The 18,302-nt window shown below is 44.2% G+C and carries 15 protein-coding genes; 8 read left to right on the top strand and 7 right to left on the bottom strand.

All coding sequences use genetic code 11. The annotated features are described in order from the left end of the window. Nucleotides 1-38: 38 nt before the first annotated feature. Both DC094_RS02690 and DC094_RS02685 read right to left on the bottom strand, forming a co-directional pair. Nucleotides 39-1,664 (bottom strand): ABC transporter permease, encoded by a 1,626-nt coding sequence (locus DC094_RS02690; RefSeq protein ID WP_116685537.1) that lies wholly within the window; start codon nucleotides 1,662-1,664, stop codon nucleotides 39-41. After that, the gene (locus DC094_RS02685) at nucleotides 1,664-2,836 is read right to left on the bottom strand and encodes an ABC transporter substrate-binding protein (protein WP_116685536.1); all 1,173 of its coding nucleotides are present in this window, start codon (nucleotides 2,834-2,836) and stop codon (nucleotides 1,664-1,666) included. Before DC094_RS02685 ends, DC094_RS02690 begins: the two co-directional genes overlap by 1 nt. Between DC094_RS02685 and DC094_RS02680 the strand changes: the two genes are divergently transcribed. The 3 genes from DC094_RS02680 to DC094_RS02670 all read left to right on the top strand — a co-directional run bounded on the left by DC094_RS02680 (nucleotide 2,835) and on the right by DC094_RS02670 (nucleotide 5,945). Continuing rightward, entirely contained in the window at nucleotides 2,835-3,032 is a 198-nt protein-coding gene (locus DC094_RS02680; protein WP_116685535.1) for a hypothetical protein, read from the top strand. The genes DC094_RS02685 and DC094_RS02680 overlap by 2 nt on opposite strands. A gap of 905 nt (nucleotides 3,033-3,937) precedes the next feature. Next, a complete protein-coding gene (locus DC094_RS02675; RefSeq protein ID WP_116685534.1) occupies nucleotides 3,938-4,666 on the top strand; it encodes a hypothetical protein in 729 nt (242 codons plus the stop codon). A 178-nt stretch (nucleotides 4,667-4,844) separates the two neighbouring features. Continuing rightward, nucleotides 4,845-5,945: a transposase gene (locus tag DC094_RS02670; protein WP_116685533.1), complete on the top strand. Its 1,101-nt coding sequence runs from the start codon at nucleotides 4,845-4,847 to the stop codon at nucleotides 5,943-5,945. Between the two features lie 261 nt (nucleotides 5,946-6,206). Here the strand turns inward: DC094_RS02670 and DC094_RS02665 are convergent, their stop codons facing one another. Further along, the gene (locus DC094_RS02665) at nucleotides 6,207-7,694 is read right to left on the bottom strand and encodes a peptide MFS transporter (RefSeq protein WP_116685532.1); all 1,488 of its coding nucleotides are present in this window, start codon (nucleotides 7,692-7,694) and stop codon (nucleotides 6,207-6,209) included. Nucleotides 7,695-8,473: 779 nt separating this feature from the next. Here DC094_RS02665 and DC094_RS02660 point away from each other — a divergent pair. The 4 genes from DC094_RS02660 (at nucleotide 8,474) to DC094_RS02645 (ending at nucleotide 12,761) form a co-directional block, all read left to right on the top strand. Further along, on the top strand, nucleotides 8,474-10,060 hold the full coding sequence (locus DC094_RS02660; RefSeq protein ID WP_116686180.1) for an ABC-F family ATPase: 1,587 nt from the start codon (nucleotides 8,474-8,476) through the stop codon (nucleotides 10,058-10,060). A gap of 158 nt (nucleotides 10,061-10,218) precedes the next feature. Beyond that, complete coding sequence (locus DC094_RS02655) at nucleotides 10,219-10,824, top strand: TetR/AcrR family transcriptional regulator (RefSeq protein ID WP_116685531.1); 606 nt, start codon at nucleotides 10,219-10,221, stop codon at nucleotides 10,822-10,824. Between the two features lie 101 nt (nucleotides 10,825-10,925). Next, nucleotides 10,926-12,167, top strand: a complete 1,242-nt coding sequence (locus DC094_RS02650; RefSeq protein WP_116685530.1) for an NADH:flavin oxidoreductase/NADH oxidase family protein — start codon at nucleotides 10,926-10,928, stop codon at nucleotides 12,165-12,167. 60 nt (nucleotides 12,168-12,227) lie between these two features. Continuing rightward, nucleotides 12,228-12,761 carry a hypothetical protein gene (locus DC094_RS02645; protein WP_116685529.1) on the top strand — a complete coding sequence of 178 codons (534 nt, stop codon included), beginning with the start codon at nucleotides 12,228-12,230 and terminating at the stop codon, nucleotides 12,759-12,761. Nucleotides 12,762-12,825: 64 nt separating this feature from the next. Here the strand turns inward: DC094_RS02645 and gatB are convergent, their stop codons facing one another. The 4 genes from gatB to DC094_RS02625 all read right to left on the bottom strand — a co-directional run bounded on the left by gatB (nucleotide 12,826) and on the right by DC094_RS02625 (nucleotide 16,696). Beyond that, nucleotides 12,826-14,277: an Asp-tRNA(Asn)/Glu-tRNA(Gln) amidotransferase subunit GatB gene (gene gatB, locus DC094_RS02640; protein WP_116685528.1), complete on the bottom strand. Its 1,452-nt coding sequence runs from the start codon at nucleotides 14,275-14,277 to the stop codon at nucleotides 12,826-12,828. Beyond that, nucleotides 14,277-15,740: an Asp-tRNA(Asn)/Glu-tRNA(Gln) amidotransferase subunit GatA gene (gene gatA / locus DC094_RS02635; RefSeq protein WP_116685527.1), complete on the bottom strand. Its 1,464-nt coding sequence runs from the start codon at nucleotides 15,738-15,740 to the stop codon at nucleotides 14,277-14,279. Before gatA ends, gatB begins: the two co-directional genes overlap by 1 nt. A 9-nt stretch (nucleotides 15,741-15,749) precedes the next feature. Continuing rightward, nucleotides 15,750-16,037: an Asp-tRNA(Asn)/Glu-tRNA(Gln) amidotransferase subunit GatC gene (gene gatC / locus DC094_RS02630; protein ID WP_116685526.1), complete on the bottom strand. Its 288-nt coding sequence runs from the start codon at nucleotides 16,035-16,037 to the stop codon at nucleotides 15,750-15,752. Between the two features lie 464 nt (nucleotides 16,038-16,501). Then, nucleotides 16,502-16,696, bottom strand: a complete 195-nt coding sequence (locus tag DC094_RS02625) for a hypothetical protein (RefSeq protein WP_133245447.1) — start codon at nucleotides 16,694-16,696, stop codon at nucleotides 16,502-16,504. Nucleotides 16,697-17,249: 553 nt separating this feature from the next. On the opposite strand from DC094_RS02625, the gene DC094_RS02620 reads away from it, so the two are divergent. Further along, a complete protein-coding gene (locus tag DC094_RS02620) occupies nucleotides 17,250-18,287 on the top strand; it encodes a rod shape-determining protein (RefSeq protein ID WP_116685524.1) in 1,038 nt (345 codons plus the stop codon). Nucleotides 18,288-18,302: the final 15 nt, after the last annotated feature.

Below are 18,302 nucleotides of genomic sequence, written 5' to 3'. Positions count from 1 at the left end.
CTGCTCCAGAGGCAAGTTGTTTCAAAACATTTCAATCGCTAAGGTTTTCCATTTAATAACAGCTGGCTGCGATGGCGATAGAAAAATCGTGGTAACCAGATTGCAAGCAGCCAGATCACTACTGGAGCGAGCATCTGTAGGCAGGCATAGAGTGCTAATAAGCGCCGATTGCCGCCGGAAGATAATGCGACAGCTTCGGTCATTAAAGTTGAAACTCTGCCGCTACCCGCAAATAGAGTAGGAATATATAAAGCGCAGCTTACCGCAAACCCCAGCGCAAAAGTGGTCAGCAATGGCTGCAACATCATCGGCAATCTTATTTGGAGTAACGCCTGCCAAGGTGTTCTGCCTAAAGCTCTGGCAGTCAGTAATAACCGAGGGTCCAATTGCTGCCATGGGCCGGATAACGAAAGCATGCAATATGGAAATACAAACAGTAAATGAATCAGTGCTACGGTTAGCAAATAGCCGTCAATCGAACTCCATAAAAGTAGCTTTTGAATGCCGGGAATAAATATTAACTGTGGCAATATTAAGGGTAAATATAATACCACTTTCTGTGTTTTTTTTATTTTTAATCCGCTTTGCAATACCAGAATACTTAATGCCAGCCCGATAGTGGTGCTGATAAATCCAATGGTTAGGCTGTCAGCCAATACCGGCAATAGCTGTTCCAGATAACGTTCCCATGATTTGGTTGTTAGTTGTGGTAATAAATCGGGAAATGGCCAACGCCAACTAAATGAGCGTAAAACAATAACAATTAGCGCTAAACCAGCTAATGCTAGCGGTAATATTGATAATCCGTGAAACAGCATAGCGAGAACGCGGTTGGGCTTGCTTCTTGTTGTATTGAATAGCCAGAAACGTTTAAATGCTGTTTTAAATAGCTTTTCACTTAGCAGCCAAATAATAACTGCGATAGCAGACAAGCTGACTAACAATAAACTAGCTGCGGCAGCGAGTGCTTCGCTTTCTAATAATGGGTCTTGCAACCAGTGCAATAGCTGTACTTGAAAAACAGGTGGCAGGTTGGGCCCAATAATTAGTGGTACTTCGACCACTGAAATTGAAAAGAGTAAAACAATAAATAATGGGCTGCGAATAATTAGGTAAAGTTGCGGCCAGATTAATTTAAACCAACATTGAAAAGGGTGGTAACCTAGCGATCGGCCGGTGACTAATAGTTTATTTATTGGAAGTTGGCTGCAGCCATTAATACTCATTAAAATTAAAAAAGGCGCTTCTTTTAGCCATAAAGCAACAATCAGACTAAACCCATAAGGGTCGCGAACACTTAGCCAGTCAGGTGGAATATCCCAGCCCATTAGCTGTGCGACAAGCCGCATAATCCACCCGCTAGGCGCCAATAGAAATAATACACCTATGGCAATCGCTGAATGAGGAATGGCTAAAACCGGGGAAATAATACTTCGGCCGCGAAACCATTTGCTGCGAATGCTAATAAAACAAAAAGCGGTTGCCAGTGACAAAAAGGTCGATGCCAAGGCGACCCATAGGGTCAGCCCCAGCATTGAAAATAAAGCAGGGGTCTGAAAAAGCACCGGCCAAATTTGCCAGTTCAAAGCGTTGCTTAATGTCAGCGCTGTTCCTGCAACCACCGGCAGCAGCAACAGCCAAATAATCATTTTGGCAATGGCCATTAACGATAGCGTTCCAGCCAAGCCTGCTCTAATGCTTCAACCCAACTAGCGTGGGGTTCTGGTAAGGTTTTCCCTAGCTGCTCTGGTCTTAGGGTTGCAACACCTAATGGTAATTGAGCAAACTTTTTCTGCCATTTTTCTGGCAAAGCATTAATGGCTAATATAGTTGGGTCGCCAACCTCTTCTGGGTTAGCTTTATTTAACTGTGCATCAGGTGATTGCATAAAGTTAATCACCACCTGAGCGGCAGCGCTGGCTTCGGCATTAAATGGAATGGCCAAAAAGTGAGTGTTGCCGATGCTGCCATTTTTCATTACAAAGCTGCGGGTGTTATCTGCTAATTCACCCTGGGCAATGGCATTGCTCGCTGCATTAGGGTTAAAGCTGAAGCTTATATCTAGCTCGCCATCATCCATTAACGGAAATAATTGGCCGCCGCCAGTAGGGAAATCACGCCCTTTACGCCATAACTGCGGGTGCAGCTGATCTAGATATTTCCATAAGGGCGCCGTGACCTTGGTGAAATTAGCCTGAGTAACCGGTGCTTGTAATACGTTGGGTTGCTCGGTTAGTTCGGTCAATACTTGCTTTAAAAAAGTCGTACCAAGAAATGCCGGAGGCGCCGGATAAGTAAAACGCCCTGGGTTTGCACTACTCCATTGCAATAAATCAGTGATTGATTGTGGGGTTTGTTTTACTCGTTTGCTGTTATAAACAAATACTAACTGTGCCTTGCCCCATGGTGCTTCCATGCCATCGACCGGTTCACCAAAATCGAGGGTTAAACTCGGCCGATTGGCCAAATCCATATAGCGTGTGGCAGGTAATTGATTACTGAAGGGACCAAATAGCAGGCCTTTGTTTTTCATCGCACGGAAGTTTTCACCGTTAATCCAAACCATATCGACACTGCCGTTAGATATTTTACCGGCCTGTTTTTCGGTCAAGATACGACTCACTACCGGTGCAATATCATCAACCTTGACGTGCTTTAACTGGATTCCATATTGTATTTTTATCTGTTTGGCTACCCAGCGAATATGGTCGTTAATTGCTTCGCTACCACCCCAGGCATTGAAGTAAACAGACTGCCCCTTGGCTTGTTGCAAGGTTTGCTGCCACTGGCTTGAGCTTTCAGCCAAGGGTTGCAGCGCTTCGGGCTTTGCCGCCATGGCGTTAGAAAAAATCGCATTAAAAAACAGCGTGCTGCAGCAAATTGCCAGGCCAATAGCCCGCTTTGCTGAATGGGATCGTCGTTTGAAAATCATGGTCGCTCGCAACAAAAGCCATAACAGAGTTGCCGCTATTGTAATCAGTCGAGTTTGCGATGCCAGCTTTTGCTCGGTAAAGGTAGCAATGGCGGGATGAATAAAATGATCTTTTCAGATGCTTGTCCCAATGTGCTTTCTATAGCAACAGAGCTAAAAGTTATTTACCGGGGTCGTTGCTCGATTTGATTTCAAGTTACCATCCTTGGCACATGGATTCCGGCTTCTCGGCTTTAGCATGACTTCCCGCCCGGAATGACGGCTCAGAGCGAGTGGCTGTCGTCGAAGCAATCAGCTACCACGTCATACTCGCCAGGGAGGGCGGGTATCCATATGCAGGGAGAGTAAGGTTCTAAAGCTGACTGAAATATTCAGAGATTTTCCAGAGTATTATTTAACACCATCAAAATAATTTATTTTTAATGGATTCGAGACATCAGGAATATGGGATATGCGCTTTTATTAATCTGACCATTTATTTAACGGATGCCCTAAAGTGGGTTTCGATTCATCCCGCTAACAATATGCTGGAATTAATGCCACCGTTGTGAAAATAAGCGTTCAGAGCTGATCCGTTGAAATCAGATCTGGAAAAGCAGGTTAAAAATGCCTTGGAATGACCAGTTACCTTGTAATCGCATACCGTACCTAGAAACAACACTCGTATCGAGGGCGCTATATATACAACGTTGCTAGCGGTCAAACTTAACCAATATCATCCGTATATGTTGTTTTGATGCTTTGGCGTTAAATTGTTTTGTTTCAATAGGATAAGGCTTATCAAGAACGATACTTCTGTTGAGCATAAATTTGATGACATTTCAGTCAATTGACATGTCTGGAATTGAGTTATACCGTCGCTGACAGATAGTGAAAGTAACTTCAAAGTAGATAGCTAGCGGCTTGGCAATCAGCTAAAGCTGAATCCTATTTTCATATCTATATCAACCTATAAGGAATCAGATTCGTATAGGCTGCTGTTATGAGAGCTAAATTGGAGAGTTAATGAATACAATTGAATGGATATCTCTGCTTTCTAGCATTGGAGCTTTGTTAACAGCGATTATTGCCGCATGCACTTTATTTGAACTCTATAGGCAACGAAAGTCTAGCTATAAGCCTGACCTTAGTGTTTTACAAAATGATTTCCAACTACGTCCTAGCAAAATTTCTGATGTCGAGTTAGCTATGGAGTGGGGGAAACACAACGAAGAAGAAAGTAATCTGGTTTATTTTGCTGGATTGACGGTAGTAAATGTAGGGTTTGGAGCTGCCAAAAATGTTACTGCAAAGTGGATTTTTGAAAGAGATAAATTTCTTGACGAAGTAAACGATCTTGCGCAAAAAACACATCAATCATTCTATATTGAAAAAACCGAACACATGCTTTCAATAAATAAAAAAGGAAGCGGTCAATTTATGGTGAATGCAAGCCCTAGATCTGAGGAGTTTGAATATCTATTACCTCTAAGCCAAGACAATACCGGTAGAGAAGTAAGTTTGCCTCCATCATATGCGTTACTGGTGTCTGCCTACCTATCGTTAAAAGCTTACAATGAAATGAAATTTTATGATCTCAAAATTCCAAATATAACACTAGAGCTTTCTTATTCTGATATTGGTAAAGGGGCACACAAAACTAAGCACAAAATAGAATGTGAAGTAACTTCAATTACAACAAGAGAAGGTAAATTACCATCTGAGTTTGGGGTTCGCTTACAAGAAATCTCATAAAGTGAATGACGCCACCTAAAGTGAATGACGCCACCCAGAAAGTGAATAACGCCACCCAAGATATGACTTATACCCACCAAAAAATATTCAATTTCTCATGCGGTTGTAATTGGTTTAACCTATTGCAATCGTTGAAGTTTGCAGGAGCGGCGCTTGAAAAAGTTGTCATTTTCACATCATGCCATCACCCAGAGCGATTCTATACGATCCGAAAGAAAATCCATTTCTCCATGTAATTTCGCGTTGTGTTAGGCGAGGGTGGTTGTGCGGAGAAGATCCAACACTACTCAAAAAGCACCGTAAAAATTACGACCATCGCCGCCAGTGGATTGTTGATCGACTCAGCCAAGCGTTCGCGGTTGATATCGCAGCTTACGCCGTCATGAGCAACCACTACCACCTGGTGGTTTTTGTGGATGTGGAGCGCGCGAAAAATTGGAATATTAAGCAGGTGTTGTTGCAATACTGCAAGGTATTCGAAGCACATCCATGGGTTAAAGATTATCTCGACCCTGACAAATTTCACACGCTGACTCAAATACAAATTCAATGGGTTGAAGAAACTGCTGATACTATTTACCGCAAGCGATTATATTCCATTAGCTGGTTTATGCGCTCAATTAACGAGCCGCTGGCACGAATGGCCAACGCGGAAGATCAATGTAAAGGTCGTTTTTGGGAGGGGCGTTTTAAGGCGCAAGCGTTGCTGGATCAACAAGCCCTGCTAACTTGTATGGCTTATGTCGATCTTAACCCGCTTCGTGCCGGTATTGCACAAACGCCAGAAAGTTCGAATTACACTTCGGTTCAGGCTCGGCTAGAAACAGAACTTGCCGAAAGTAACCTGCGACGAAACAAGAGTCCCAAAAACAGAAAAAATAAAAAATGTCGATATGATTATAATTTTGCTCGGTTAAAACCTTTTGTCGATAGCAAAGTGCAACCCAATATTAATATTAAAGATCAAGTTCACTCTCTGCCATTTAAACTAAAAGATTACTTGGAGCTGGTAGATGCCAGCGCTCGCATGGCAAGAAATGATAAAAAGTATCATATGGATAGTTTTCTCCCCCCCATTTTTGAACGCTTAAACATTGAAACCGAAGCTTTGTGGTGGGCCACTACTATGAGTGGTCGTAGCAAGGTAATGGCCAGTGCTTGGCAGTTTGCCTATGCGATTGGTGATGCAGTGAGCCTGAAGCAGTTCCGCCAGCGAGTGAAGCAACAAACCGAAGATTGGCGTGCGCAACAGGCGGCTGGAGATCAACCACCCCCTTGATTATCGGTTTAGTTTGATCGACCAAGCCTAATCGTTAAAAAATAAAAAATTGATAACCGGAATATATCCGGTTTTTGTCGTGCAATAAAACCAAGAAAACAGAAAGAATATAGCGCGCTACTCGAAACTGGGTAAGGTTTTAATGTTTGTGTTAATGAAAATTATCATCAGAAAAATTGATTTCGGTATCGTTATAATTTTGGGTGGCGCAAATAAAAAGGCGATCCGAAGACCGCCTTATACAGTCATCAAACTTAAATATTACGCATTAGCTTTTGCAGTTTCTAAGTCTTCTGACTCAGGTTTATTTGCTTCTGCGGCATCTAGCATTTTACGAATCACTTCTGAAGCCACCATGGCTAATGCTGCCATAACCACTGCGAGAACGGTTAGCAGCATAAAGTAATCGCCGTAGGTGTTTTGAACGATTTCTTGGGTGATCTTCTGACCTTTTTCCAAGGCAATTGAAGTGGAGAATACCGCGCCGACAATGCCGCTTAATGCAATTGCGACTGAAAACAGGCTGACTGAAAAGTTTTCAATATGCTTTGGCGTGACCGACAGAATAAATGCCACTACTAAACTGCCTACCACTACTTCAGCAAATGCCTGGAAGAAGTGAATGGCTAGGAAAATTTCTGGGCGGATTACTGCATCTTCACTGACACCTAAAACAGCCAAGGTTAAAATTCCAAAAGCGATGGCCGTCAGAATAAATGAGAAGCCCACTTTGGTTGCGGTAGAAAAATTAATGCCACGTTTTTCTAGGTTAGAAAAAATCAGCGCAATAATTGGCCCTGCCACTATGCACCACAATGGGTTCATCGCCATGGAGGCTTCGGGGGCAATTGGAATAAAGCCGAACAGATCGCCACGCATTGTGTTGATGGTTACCATGGTCATAGAGGTCATCATTTGGCCGTAGTAAACGAAAAATGCTGTAGTTAGAGCGACCATAATTAAAATGGTGCCCATTTTTAATTGGTCGGATTTTTCTGATTTGATCATCAACCAAATAAAGTAGCCAATTGCGGTGACACCAATTGCATAAACAATGTTTTTACCGATGTCCATGTTGGCGAACATAAAGAATACTAGGCCGATCATTGCGATAGAAATGGTAAGAAATGCCAGCCAGTTTTTTTTGCTGACCGGTTGAGCTTCGATTTCAGAAGCAATGCTAGAAAACTTACTTTTGAAAGCTATTAATGTTGAAACTGCGATAAAGGCCATGGCAGCAGATACAGCAAAGCTGCCATTAAAACCAACCGCTAAAACCATTAGTGGGAATAGGTACTGGCCAAGGAATGCGCCCACATTGTTAACCGAATAGTTGACTGGGAAGCCATTCTCAAAATCTTCACCAGACTTAAAAGTACGGCGGAACAGGCTAGGGTAAGACGGTGACATTAAACCGCGCGCGTAGCTTGCTAGTGCAATGCCTGCCAAACTGAGCGGAACACTGGCGGCCGATGCGCCTAAAACTAACAAAACATAGCCGACTGAAAAACAACCGTAGGCAATTGTGAGTGAACGGTAAGCGCCGAGGAATTTATCGGCAATAAAGCCGCCAGCAATCGCAAACAACGGCCCGATGGATGAAAAAGCACCGACCACCATCATGGTTTCGGCTTCGCTGTATTTCAAATCTTCTAAAAAGAAGCGGGTTAAAATAATCATCACACCGTAAAATGACAGGCCAAATAACATTTGGCAGCCCATCATTGCTTTATTCAGACGATTCCACATATCGACTCCAGCTGAAATTGTTGCGAACTAATGTGTGAGAATGCTTCAGATAGCTATCAGGCATCCAATAGATAGAAATAATTTATATGAAATATCATGACGAACTGTTGCTTTGAGACAGCTTTAGGCTTTTTGTTGTAAGCGAAGATTTAACTGTTTTCTAATTGATGAATTTTTATGTCACTTTTTTATCTTTATTCAATATTTTTTATGTGAATGTTTTGTTGGTTATAGCTATTTTTTCTATCTGTTGTGATTTAAGTGGTAGCGCAAGATGAAATTGTTGGGTGCGCCTTAAGGCTTACCCAACCTTTAGTTCGACGTTAAGCGAAATATCAGACTGATATTAATGAAAATCAATCGATTTTCGTAGCCTGGGTAAGCCTGCGGGCGCACCCGGGTTTATATGTGCCATACCTGTTAATAGTGGAAGAACAGGCGCAACGATGAATACCTCAAAATAATTATTCTCTTTTCAAAACCCTGCCTTTCAAGACACTCTCTATCAAATCGAAAAGGAAGCGTAAAACGTTTCTAAACCAGCCCTTCGGCGATCTCTAAGCAAAACCTGTTCATTGTTAGCGCTTTTTTTAAAGGAATAACTATCAATACAAAGATCTGCCTTGATCATGATTCGCCCAGAGACCCTGATACTCATATCTTGAAGTGGCTCGGGTATGTGTCATAATGCGCGCCATTTTGGCCATCGCTCGATGCGGCACTTTTGCTGCAGTGACTGAGCGTTGTTGCTTGTTTTATCAGTCAATTGGAATCCTGCTTTGCTTACCGCTTCTAATATCACGATGCAGTTTGGCGCCAAGCCACTGTTTGAAAATGTTTCTGTCAAATTTGGCAATGGCAATCGCTATGGCTTGATCGGTGCTAATGGCTCGGGCAAGTCAACCTTCATGAAAATTTTAGGTGATGACCTTGAGGCAACTCTGGGCAATGTTTCCAAAGATCCCCATGAGCGAATTGGTAAGCTGAGCCAGGATCAATTTGCTTATGAAGAATACAGTGTCATCGACACGGTAATCATGGGTCATGTCGAGCTGTGGGCAGTGAAGTCAGAGCGGGATGCAATTTATGCTAACCCAGATATGACGGAAGAAGATGGTATTCGTGCCGGTGATTTAGAAGCTGAATTTGCTGAAATGGATGGCTACACCGCAGAGTCTCGCGCCGGTGAGCTGTTGCTGGGCGTTGGTATTCCGGTGGAGCAGCATTTTGGTTTGATGAGTAATGTTGCACCCGGTTGGAAATTACGTGTGCTGTTGGCACAAGTGCTGTTTTCTGATCCAGATATTATGTTGCTCGACGAACCAACCAACAACTTGGATATCGATACCATTCGATGGTTGGAAGATGTGCTGAACCAGCGCAACTGCACCATGATTATTATTTCCCACGACCGCCACTTCTTAAACAGCGTTTGCTCTCATATGGCAGACCTGGATTATGGTGAACTGCGGGTTTATCCGGGTTCCTATGATCAATATATGACGGCATCGACCCAGGCGCGTGAGCGATTACTATCAGAAAATGCCAAGAAGAAAGCGCAAATTTCTGAATTGAAATCTTTTGTTAGTCGTTTTTCTGCTAACGCTTCTAAGTCTAAGCAAGCAACATCTCGCGCCAAGCAAATCGATAAAATCCAACTGGAAGATGTTAAGCCTTCTTCGCGTCAAAACCCGTTTATTCGTTTTGAACAGAGCAAGAAGCTGCACCGCTTGGCACTGGAAATTGAAGGCATGGCGAAAAGCTATGATGAGCCAGTGTTTAAAGATTTGAGCATGATGGTTGAAGTGGGTGAGCGCATTGCGATCATCGGCCCGAACGGTGCCGGTAAAACCACGCTACTCAAATGCTTGATGGGCGCGACAGACTTAACTGCTGGTGAAGTGAAGTGGTCAGAAAATCACGCGATTGGTTATTACGCTCAGGATCATGCCTCAGACTTTGAAGGTGGTGAGCCTTTGCTGGATTGGATGTTCCAGTGGGCTCAAGAAGGTGATGACGAGCAAGTCATTCGCGGTACTTTAGGCCGTTTATTGTTCTCACAAAAAGAAATCGATAAATCAGTTAAAGTGATTTCTGGTGGTGAGCAAGGCCGTATGCTATTCGGCAAAATGATGCTGCAAAAGCCTAATATTCTGGTGATGGATGAGCCAACCAACCACCTGGATATGGAATCAATTGAATCTTTAAACCTAGCGCTGGAAAACTACGAAGGCACCTTGTTATTCGTCAGCCATGACCGCGAGTTTGTATCCTCGCTGGCAACCCGGATTATCGAATTAACGCCTACTGGCATTGTTGATTTCCACGGTACTTATGACGAGTATCTAAAAAGCCAAGGAATTTAGTATTTACCCTTAGCTATTGGTTAAAAAATGGCGAACCTAATCGGGTTCGCCATTTTTTTTGCATTTAATTCACGGAATGCTTGTCGGCCTACAGGAATTGCTTTAGATTTCATTCCAAGACGATCGGTCACTTATTATTGAGCAGGTGCTTTCAAGCAATGGCAAGACCCAGACGCAGTGAAAATACCCGAATAGCGTTGTTGCAGCTTGGGGTTGAGTTGTTAGCTGAGCATGGTTATAGCGGTACCGGGCTGAAGCAAATCCTCGATGCTGCCAAGGTGCCTAAAGGGTCTTTCTATAACTACTTCGCTAGCAAAGAAGCCTTTGTTGCCGAAGTGATCGAATTTTATATGCAGAATCTGCTGGAAATTTTTGATGGCATGGTGGCGAATTCCAACCTAACACCTCTGCAGACGATTCAGCAGATCTACACGGTTTTTGCTGAGCATTTATTGCAGCAAGGTTGCGGTCATGGTTGCTTGATGGGTAGCTTGGCTGGAGAGGTCGGAGGCACCAGTGAATTGTGTCGCCAAGCCATGCAAAAAATGTATTCGCAATGGCATCAGCGATTTTCAGCAGTAATTGATCGTGCGCAGCAGGCGGGTGAAGTGAGAGATGATCTATCAGCGGTGACACTAACCGATATATTCTGGAACCAGTGGGAAGGCGCAATGCTGCGAATGCAGTTTGAGACTTCTGCCGAGCCATTGTTGCAATCATTGGATATGACGCTGAATCGGTTGTTTAAGCCACTGGCTGCTTGATAAACAATTTATATTGGAGCCAGATGTAACTGCATTTGGTTTTTTTTGAAATCAATTAAAAGACGACCGGTCTAGTTCAAAAATTCCGGTGGGAGAATAAAATGAATCAAGCAATTACTCTGGCTACACCACTAAAGCTGGCCAACGGCGCTGAAATCAATAATCGATTTTTTAAATCGGCAATGAGTGAGCAGCTGGGTGATAAAAATCATAACCCACGTTCCGGGTTGGCAGATGTTTACCGTCGTTGGGCCGAGGGTGGTGTTGGGTTAAATATTACCGGCAATATTATGATTGACCGAACGGCTTTGGGTGAACCGAAGAATGTGGTGCTTGATCAGAAAAGTGATTTATCAACCTTTAAAAAATGGACCAGTGCAGCAACCGCTAACGGGTCGCATTTATGGGCGCAATTAAACCATCCCGGCAAACAAATCCCTTCGTTTTTAACACCTGAACCAGTTGCCCCTTCGGCAATTCCGTTAACCGGTGGTTTGGAAAAAGTATTTAACACGCCAAGAGCACTATTAGATAGTGAAGTGGAATCGGTCATTCAATCTTTTGCTACTTCGGCCGCTTTAGCAAAGGAAGCTGGTTTTACCGGGGTACAAATTCACGGTGCGCATGGTTATTTGGTCAGTCAGTTTTTATCATCACGCCATAATCAGAGAGACGATCGCTGGGGGGGGGCGATGGAAAATCGTATGCGCTTTGTATTAGAAGTTTATAAAGCGATGCGAGCTAAAGTGGGTGAAGACTTTCCAATCGGCATTAAATTAAACTCTGCTGACTTTATGAAAGGTGGTTTTACCGAAGAAGAGTCGATGCAAGTGGTAAAGGCTCTATCCGAAGCTGGAATCAATTTAATTGAAATCTCTGGTGGCACTTATGAAAATCCATCGATGATGGGTTCTAAAAAGAACAAACCAAAAGCCAGTACCGTTCAGAGAGAAGCTTATTTTCTGGAATATGCTGAAAAAGTCCGCAAGTTAGTCAAAACACCATTAGTAGTTACCGGTGGCTTTCGTAGCTCGCAGGCAATGACCGATGCAATTCAATCGGGTGCTACCGATATGGTGGGCATTGCCCGGCCACTGACTTTAATTCCAGATCTGCCAAAAAAAGCGATAGCTAACGACCAATACAAAACAAATTTTAAAGAGCCTACTACCGGTTTTAAATTGGTAGATAAGATGATTATGATAAATATTGTTTGGTATGAGCAGCAAATTCATTTAATGGCTAAAGGCGGCAATCCTAAAGCTGACTTGTCTGGCTGGAGTACTGTTTGGATGACTTTAAAAAGCATGGGTGCGCAAGCATTTAAAAAGCGTCGGGCTTAATTTTCTTCCATACTTTGATATGTTTTGCTAATATCGCAGCGTTTTTAATGGGAGAATATAATGAAAAAAGTAGTATTGTTGTTATCCTCTGCGTTTCTTGCGACCTCGGTAAATGCTGAAAGTGGTTTTGAGGTCGGGCTTGGGTTTGCTTCACGTTCAATAGATTCATTTGCCACTAATGGGTCTCGGTCTGAAGCGTTGAGTGATAGTGACTCAGGTGCTTCATTGACTTTAGGTGCAAGTCAGAAATTAGGAAGCAGCCAATTTGGTGTGCAAGTTGTTATTCCAAATTCTGAAGATGATTGGTATCACCTAGACGGTTTTTATAACCATTATTTAACTTCGAATGCTTATGTTGGAGGAGTGCTTGGTTATATGTCTTTTAGCTCTGAGTATAGAGGGCTTGAGGTCGACTACTCAGGTGTTTCTGCTGGAGTAAAGACTGGCTATAGCTTTTCGGATAAGTTGTCTATGGATCTGACGTACCGATTTTTAACGGGTGACAAAGATAAACAAAACTTTGACTTTGTAGGGGTTACTGTAGAGTCGGAGATTACTGAAATTTTAGAGCTCTCATTAAGGGCCCATTTCTAAATAAAAAAAGCGCAGTTTTTATGCTGCGCTTTTTCAGTTTTCAAGATCTGATCGGAAAATTCAATTAACCTTTCAACTTAGCTTTCAGCATCTGCGTCAGCTGGCCTGGGTTGGCCTGGCCTTTAGATGCTTTCATTGCCTGACCAACAAAGAAACCAAATACTTTTTCCTTGCCGGAGCGGTATTCTGCTAATTGGTCTGGGAATTGAGCGATAACGCCGTCAATTAATGTTTCAATTGCACCGGTATCGGTTACCTGCTTCAGGCCCTGCTTTTCGATCACTTCATCAGCGTGCCATTCAGTAGTAAATTGACCGACTCCTTCCCAGAGTGCTTCAAATACTTTCTTGGCGATCTTTCCGGAAATAGTGTCATCTGCAATGCGTTTGACCATGCCACCCAGCTGCTCTGCAGTAACCGGGCTGTTTTCCAGCTCAACCGATTCCTTGTTCAGCTTGGCGGATAATTCACCCATCACCCAGTTGGCGGTTAGCTTGGCATCGCCAGAAATTTCGGTCGCTTGCTCGAAATAAGCGGCCATTTCTCGGGATGAAGTTAATACGCTAGCGTCATATGCTTTCAGGCCATACTGGTCGATGAAGCGCTGACATTTGGCTTCTGGCAGTTCAGGCATTTCAGAACGAATTTGTTCGATCCACTCATCGCTGATGATAATCGGCAATAAGTCAGGGCAAGGGAAGTAACGATAGTCGTTAGCTTCTTCTTTGGAGCGCATGGAACGCGTTTCGTCTTTATCGGCATCATAAAGACGCGTTTCCTGTACCACTCTGCCGCCGTCTTCAATTAATTCGATCTGGCGATCAATTTCAAAGTTAATTGCTTTTTCAACAAATTTAAAAGAGTTAACGTTTTTAACTTCGGCGCGAGTACCAAATTCTTCTTGCCCTACTGGGCGAACCGATACGTTGGCATCGCAACGGAAAGAACCCTCGGCCATATTGCCGTCAGAAATTTCTAAATAGCGTACTAGGGCGTGTAATTTCTTTAGGTAGGCAACCGCTTCTTTGGCGCTGCGAAGATCTGGGTCAGATACGATTTCCAGTAATGGCGTGCCGGCACGGTTTAAATCAATACCGGTCATGCCTTGGAAATCTTCATGCAGAGATTTACCTGCATCTTCTTCTAAGTGTGCGCGGGTAACGCCAATGCGTTTGGTTTCACCGTTTTCCAGTTCGATATCCATAAAACCAATACCAACAACTGGGAAGTCCATCTGGCTGGTTTGGTAGCCTTTTGGTGAATCTGGGTAGAAATAGTTTTTACGGTCAAATGCATTGCGTTTGCCGATTTCGGCATCAATTGCCAAAGCAAAACGCACCGCTTTTTCTACTGCTGTTTTGTTAACAACGGGTAAAACACCTGGCAAGCCTAAATCAACTTCACAGGCTTGGGTGTTTGGCTCAGCACCATAAGCAGTCGAAGAACCAGAAAAAATCTTTGACTTGGTATTAAGCTGAACATGAACTTCAAGGCCGATCACAACTTCCCATTGCATTAGTTGTTCTCCTCTTGAGCCATGTCTGGGCATTGCTTGTGCCAATCAGTGGTTTGCTGATATTGGTGGCCAATATTTAATAGGGTGCTTTCATCGAAGTGGCGACCAATTAATTGCAAGCCCACTGGCATCTCATCGATAAATCCACAAGGTACAGAAATACCAGGCAAGCCAGCCAGGTTAACGCCCAGTGTAAAGATATCAGCCAAGTACATAGAGACCGGATCTTTTGACTGGGTGCCAATTTCATAGGCGGCAGTCGGTGCGGTTGGGCCAGCGATTACGTCGACTTCTTTTAATGCTTGGGCAAAATCGTTGCTTAGCAGGCGGCGAGTTTTTAATGCTTTATTGTAATAAGCATCATAGTAACCCGCAGATAGTGCGTAGGTGCCGATCATGATTCGGCGTTGTACTTCCTTACCGAAGCCTTCGCCACGAGTACGCTTGTACATGTCTTCCAAATCGACCGGGTCTTCACAGCGATAACCAAAGCGAACGCCGTCAAATCGAGACAGGTTGGTTGAAGCTTCTGCAGGTGCCAAAACGTAATAGGTAGGAATGGCCAGCTTGGTATTTGGCAAGCTGATTTCCTTAACGATGGCGCCTTGTTTTTCAAGTTCGGCAACTGCGGCACGAACTTTAGTAGACATCGCTTCGCTCAGGCCTTCGAAATATTCTTTTGGCAGGCCGATTTTCAGCCCTTTAATTGAATTGCCTAGTTTTGCGGTGTAGTCATCAACCGGCTGATCCATGCAAGTGGAGTCACGATGGTCGTGACCGGCCATTGCATTAAGCACCATGGCGCAATCTTCAGCAGTCTGTGCCATAGGGCCAGCCTGATCTAAAGAGGAAGCAAATGCCACCATACCCCAGCGAGAAACGCGACCGTAGGTTGGCTTGATGCCGGTAATGCCGCAGAAAGCTGCCGGTTGGCGAATGGAGCCGCCGGTATCTGTACCGGTTGCCACTGGAGCTAAGCGAGCCGCAACTGCAACGGCAGATCCACCAGAAGATCCACCAGGAACCAAGTTCACGTCCCATGGATTGTGTGCCGGGCCGTAGAAACTGTTTTCGTTGGAACCACCCATGGCGAATTCGTCCATGTTGGTTTTACCCAACATGACCATGCCAGCGCTGCGCAAGTTAGCAGTGACGGTAGATTCGTAAGGGGCGATAAAGTTATCGAGCATTTTGGAAGCACAGCTGGTTTTAACGCCTTGGGTGCAAAACAAATCTTTATGCGCGATGGGCAAGCCAGTTAATGGGCCTGAAGTGCCAGCAGCGATAGCGGCATCAGCAGCGTCGGCCTGCTCAAGTGCTAATTCTGGGCATACGGTAATAAAACTGTTCAGCTCTTCATCAAGATCTTCGATGCGCTGTAAATAATGTTGAGTTAGCTCGCGAGAAGTAAATTCTCCGGCTTTTAACCCTTTGGCCAATTCGGCCAATGATTTCTGAAACATCCTGACCTCTTACTCGACGACTCGTGGAACCAAAAACAATCCCTGCTCAACAGCAGGTGCAACGGCGAGTAATTGCTCACGACGATTCACTTCGGTGACTTCGTCTTTACGCAGTAACTGCACCGCATCATGCGGATTGGACATAGGTTCTAAATCACCAGTGTCGGCTTGCTGTAGCTGGTCTACCAGTTCAAGGATGTTGCCAAGGTCGCGGGTGTAGCCTTCGATGGCATCTTCCCGAATGGCCAGGCGCGCCAGATGGGCGATCCCCTGCACCTGAGATTGATCAAGTGACATGTAATGCCTGCCTGAAGTTATCAAAAATCAAAGCCGGATAGTTTAAAGCAAGACAGGGGTAGGAGTTAAGTGATATCGGTGTGCTATTTGATTTATCGTCTTAAACGATGGTTTCTTGCGGAAGTGGCGTTAGTGGTGTTCGGAAATCAAATAGTAAGACTTGTCGCGTTCTAAACTCAGGTAAATCAAGCTGATCAAGCGCTTTTTGCCAAAACAATTTTGCAATATGCAGTGTCTCGGCTGGGCACTTATAATGGCCGGTAGTATTGTTGAGAATCAGCGTTTTATTTTTCCAGCGTGCGACCCCTGCGGCGATAACAGTTTGTCCAGCAGCTGCATAGCAGTGTGTCGAAATTGCATTTTTTCCAGCAGGTAACTGATCAAAAAACCGAGTGCTCTAAGCTGAAAGCTCACAAGCCGCTGAAGGGCTGTATCGCGCTAATTTTAGTCTGTTTGTTCGAGCTTCAGTTAAAGATAAAAAAACCATCAGTGGTGACAGTAAACTTTATTGAATTTCCAGATAGCATCCATTGTTTGAAGATTTCAATTGCTCCGGAGGAAGTTTGTTGGGCAGGTAGTACGATTCTCGGGATTGAAGCTTGTTGTTGCATTAATAGCTGGCGGTGTAACGCTTCTTCAGCACCCCAGCTTCCTGACATGGTTTGGCTGTAGTTGCCAGAAGCATATTTTGCAGTGTGTTCGAGTAAGCTTGATTCAACCGACGTTAAGTTGAATGGACTGGCGCCACCGAGTGTCAAGGGGGTGATTTATTGTGAGCTTGACGGGGTGCTGTTGACATAGAATGACTTGTGCGCAGGTGAGCCAGCACCAGATCCTGAATCGATGCTAAAATTCCGATCAAAATTAGAGTCGGATGGTGGGTTCTACTGGCGGGTTGTATTTTCAGTGGTGCTGATGCAACAACAAAATAATCGAAACAATGGCATAAAATTTCAAGTTGGTTTTTCAAATTGATGTATTTTTAGCTTAGGTTTTTGATTCGATTATGCTTATTAATACTAGTTAGAATGTGATCTCACGGACAAACTCAATAGTTTGTCCTGATTTAGCTCAGGCAGCGCTTGGCACAATAAATTGCTAGCTTGCCGGATTAGAGGCCTATTGTTACATTAACGGCAGTTTTTTACCTTTCACTATGGATCCATGCGCCATACTCCTTCTTTTTCCAGGGATGGCAGGGACTGAGGTCACATGTTCAAGAATCTCCGCGGTCTTTTTTCTAATGACCTTTCTATCGATTTGGGTACAGCAAATACACTGATTTACGTTCGAGGCGAAGGCATAGTACTAGATGAGCCTTCCGTCGTAGCTGTGAGGACCGATCGAGGCGAGAAGCGCGTTGCAGCCGTAGGTGCTGATGCGAAAAGAATGCTGGGTAGAACGCCAGGTAAGATTACCGCGATTCGCCCAATGAAAGATGGTGTGATTGCAGACTTCTACGTTACAGAGAAGATGCTGCAAGAATTTATCAAGAAAGTGCATACCAATAATTTCCTGCGCCCAAGTCCTCGAGTGCTAGTCTGCGTACCTTGCGCGGCAACTCAGGTAGAAAAGCGTGCCATCAAAGAATCAGCATATGGCGCCGGTGCTCGGGAAGTATTTCTGATTGAAGAACCAATGGCTGCAGCAATTGGTGCTGGAATGCCAGTTGAAGACGCCTCTGGCTCAATGGTTGTTGATATTGGTGGTGGTACTACCGAAGTCGCAATTATTTCACTTTCAGGTGTGGTCTACGGCGATTCAGTAAAAATTGGTGGTGACAAGTTTGACGAGGCCATTATTTCTTATGTGCGTCGTAACTATGGCAGCTTGATTGGTGAGGCGACTGCCGAGCGAATCAACCATGAAATTGGTAATGCTTATCCAAGTAAAGATGTACTTGAGATTGAAGTGCGTGGCCGAAATCTGGCAGAAGGCGTACCAAGAAGCTTCACTTTGAATTCCAATGAAATTCTCGAAGCTTTAACCGAGCCATTGCAAGGTATTGTTCAGGCAGTCAAGCGTGCGCTTGAGCAATCACCGCCTGAGCTGGCTTCAGATATTGCTGAGAACGGTATTGTTTTGACCGGTGGCGGCGCATTAATGCGTGGTATCGATCGCTTAATCCAAGAAGAAACAGGCTTACCAGTAATTGTTGCTGAAGATCCACTGACCTGTGTTGCTCGTGGTGGTGGTCGTGCGTTGGAAATTATGGATGCCAACGGCGGTGATCTTCTAGCAACTGAATAACTTCAGCTGCTAAAG

It is taken from the genome of Pelagibaculum spongiae, assembly GCF_003097315.1.
Lineage (GTDB): Bacteria > Pseudomonadota > Gammaproteobacteria > Enterobacterales > Pelagibaculaceae > Pelagibaculum > Pelagibaculum spongiae.
This window is presented reverse-complemented; position numbering and strand designations above follow the sequence as displayed.

Coding starts and splice junctions, on each gene's coding strand:
- DC094_RS02675 (WP_116685534.1), top strand. CDS start 3,938: ATGAATACAATTGAATGGATATCTCTGCTTTCTAGCATTGGAGCTTTG.
- DC094_RS02650 (WP_116685530.1), top strand. CDS start 10,926: ATGAATCAAGCAATTACTCTGGCTACACCACTAAAGCTGGCCAACGGC.
- DC094_RS02690 (WP_116685537.1), bottom strand. CDS start 1,664: ATGGCCATTGCCAAAATGATTATTTGGCTGTTGCTGCTGCCGGTGGTT.
- DC094_RS02680 (WP_116685535.1), top strand. CDS start 2,835: ATGGCGTTAGAAAAAATCGCATTAAAAAACAGCGTGCTGCAGCAAATT.
- DC094_RS02685 (WP_116685536.1), bottom strand. CDS start 2,836: ATGGCGGCAAAGCCCGAAGCGCTGCAACCCTTGGCTGAAAGCTCAAGC.
- DC094_RS02665 (WP_116685532.1), bottom strand. CDS start 7,694: ATGTGGAATCGTCTGAATAAAGCAATGATGGGCTGCCAAATGTTATTT.
- gatC (WP_116685526.1), bottom strand. CDS start 16,037: ATGTCACTTGATCAATCTCAGGTGCAGGGGATCGCCCATCTGGCGCGC.
- DC094_RS02670 (WP_116685533.1), top strand. CDS start 4,845: ATGCCATCACCCAGAGCGATTCTATACGATCCGAAAGAAAATCCATTT.
- gatA (WP_116685527.1), bottom strand. CDS start 15,740: ATGTTTCAGAAATCATTGGCCGAATTGGCCAAAGGGTTAAAAGCCGGA.
- gatB (WP_116685528.1), bottom strand. CDS start 14,277: ATGCAATGGGAAGTTGTGATCGGCCTTGAAGTTCATGTTCAGCTTAAT.
- DC094_RS02625 (WP_133245447.1), bottom strand. CDS start 16,696: ATGTCAGGAAGCTGGGGTGCTGAAGAAGCGTTACACCGCCAGCTATTA.
- DC094_RS02655 (WP_116685531.1), top strand. CDS start 10,219: ATGGCAAGACCCAGACGCAGTGAAAATACCCGAATAGCGTTGTTGCAG.
- DC094_RS02645 (WP_116685529.1), top strand. CDS start 12,228: ATGAAAAAAGTAGTATTGTTGTTATCCTCTGCGTTTCTTGCGACCTCG.
- DC094_RS02620 (WP_116685524.1), top strand. CDS start 17,250: ATGTTCAAGAATCTCCGCGGTCTTTTTTCTAATGACCTTTCTATCGAT.